This window comes from Streptomyces spinoverrucosus, assembly GCF_006539505.1.
Taxonomy (GTDB): domain Bacteria; phylum Actinomycetota; class Actinomycetes; order Streptomycetales; family Streptomycetaceae; genus Streptomyces; species Streptomyces spinoverrucosus.
Genome location: NZ_BJND01000159.1, coordinates 1 through 2,475, shown reverse-complemented (window position 1 = coordinate 2,475; position 2,475 = coordinate 1). Strand labels below are relative to the sequence as shown.

The window sequence follows — 2,475 nt, the reverse complement described above, 5'->3', positions numbered from 1 at the left end:
GCTCACTGATCCCAGATCGCCGGCATGAGCACCAGATGGTGTGCCCAGCCTGCCCCGATCCGGTCATCGCGCCGCCCGGCTTCCCCAGCCCCCAGGACGGCCCAGAGCTACTCCGGACCGACCCCTGTCAGACCCCCTCGCACACCCTCCGTTCAGGGGATGCCTCATCCCCCTGCAACAGGGGGTGCTGCCTCCTCCGGTGGTCCGCCCGATGAGCGGACCCGCAGCGGCTGTGCAGTCAGCGATCGTCGGGGACGAGGCATTCTCGCCCAGGCGAACCGACAGGGAGCGCGACATGGTCTCACGTAGGAATCTGCTCAAGATGGCCGCCGGAGTCGGCGCGGCACCCCTGCTGGCACACCAGGTGTCCTGCCCCGCCCACGCCACCACGGCGCAGGACACACTCCCGGTGACGATCATCAACAACACCGAGTACAACGATGTGCGCCTGTGTGTCACCGGCACACGGCTGGAGAACGGGCAGCCCTGCCATCTGGGACCGGACGGCTCCAGCCTTGTCCAGCTCGCCATGCCCGACAAGGACCGCACCGTGGTGAAGGACTTCTCGATCAAACTCGCCGAATCCGGCGGAAGCTCAACCATCACGCTTCCCCGCATGGGAGCCGGGCGCATGTGGTTCGCCGTGGACAGCCCTCTCGTCTTCGAGGTCAACCGCGGCGGGGCGGGACCCGCCTTCGTCTTCCCCAGCGTCTCCAATCACACGGACGCGAACTACCGCACCGTGTGGGACTTCATGGAGTTCACCCTCGACGGCGGGGGCATGCACGCGAACGTCACCCATGTCGACAGCGTGGCCATCCCGATCTCCATCGACCTCGACACGCGCTCCTCGGGACGCCAGTCATCGGCCGGCCTCCCACCGGGCGGCCTCGACGCGGTATGCGACGCCCTGCTCATCCAGGATGGGTTTGACAAGCTCGTCATCACCGACGGAGCCAGACGGCTGCGGGCCGTGTCACCGGCAGCCGGGATCAAGTTTCCGCAACCCATCTTCGACAGCCGCTACTTCGACGACTACATCGACCAGGTCTGGGACCGGTACGGGCGCGAGGACCTCATCGTCGACACCCAGACGCAATGGGGAGTCAGCAAAGGAAGGGTCCACAACGGCAGGCTCACCTTCGCCGGGGTCGCTGACGGAGCCTTCGACAAGCCGTCCACCTGGGACGTACTGGCCTGCGCCGGCTCCCTCACCCGCGGCAACAACCACGCAGGCGCCATCGCCGCACGCCTGGGCGCCGCCTTCAACAGGTCCACCCTCGCAGCCAACCCCCACCAGCCCGACACCACAACATCCGGCTTCTACCGGCACCGGATCACCAACCACTACTCCCGGATCCTCCACGCAGCCGCCAAAGACAAACTCGCCTACGGATTCCCCTTCGACGACGTCGGACCCGGCGGCGGCTGCGCCAGCTTCGTCAGCAGCGCCACCCCCACCAAACTGACCATCACCCTCAACCGCCTCCACCGCGGCTGACCCAACAGTCCCGAACAACCCCTGACCGCGAAGTCGGGCGAACCGCAGCGCCGATGCAGGAGGCAGCCCCCAGCACCACGGCGTCAACGCCAGACCGAGACCCTGCAGCGTGTGCGGCCAGTGCCTGATCACCCGGCCCGAGTTCAGCTTGTTGCGGGCCAAGGCCTCCAGCGGCCCGTCCGTGTCCCTCTCCACCACACCCCCGGGACAGCACGAGCCCCTGATCCCGGCGGGCGGCCTGCGGCCTTCACTGGTACCACGAGCGCAGAATATTGCCCCCAGCTGGGAGCTGCTCGCGCCGAGAACCGCGCAGTGCGCGCGCAACAGAGTGCGATCCCGTGCATGCGTTACAGCACCATCCCCATGCCATGCCCCGCGACTGTCTCACCATTCCCTACCATACGAGCGGTTACCCGATCCGCATATTCGACCGGCCGACCACTGTACTGCCACAAACACAGGAGACAACGTGCCACATGAGTGGAATCCGCCGTAACGGCGACACTGCATCTTTCCATGATTACCTCCGGGAAGCGCTCCAGTCAGCGCTTACCGAGACGCTGATCGAGGAGGCGGTAAAGCTTGCCGAGCAGACAGATCGGGCGACTGCCGATATCTCGGTCCTACCGGGCCCGCCCCCTCACCTGCAAAGAAGCGGCTGATGAGCACAGAGACCTTCACGCAGGCGGACATTCACTGCCGGGAAATTCGCTGAGCCGCTGAGAACTTCGCCGACTGCAAATCCGGTGCCGCACCCACGGCCTGCCGGAAGGTAATCGGCCTCAGCCGCAACGAGGAAACCTCCCTCCCGCTTTAGGCGATTGATCACGCCGCGATGAACCACCACAGTGAAATCCGGCTGTTGGAACACCCTTGTTCGGAGACGAGCTCCGAGGGTGAGGCCGCTCATTGCACCGACGGATCCAAAGCCATGATGAAAGGTCTTATGGCCGCCTTCAGGTGCGGCTGCCTGG

At 65.7% G+C, this 2,475-nt stretch carries 2 protein-coding genes; one reads left to right on the top strand and one right to left on the bottom strand.

Features of this window, described 5'->3' with window-relative positions; genetic code table 11:
• Window positions 1-295: 295 nt before the first annotated feature.
• A complete protein-coding gene (locus SSP24_RS42215; protein ID WP_167529879.1) occupies window positions 296-1,501 on the top strand; it encodes a glycoside hydrolase family 64 protein in 1,206 nt (401 codons plus the stop codon).
• Between the two features lie 640 nt (window positions 1,502-2,141).
• Here the strand turns inward: SSP24_RS42215 and SSP24_RS43690 are convergent.
• Window positions 2,142-2,475, bottom strand: a 334-nt coding sequence (locus SSP24_RS43690; protein WP_218037167.1) for a hypothetical protein, incomplete at its 5' end; no start/stop codon positions are given.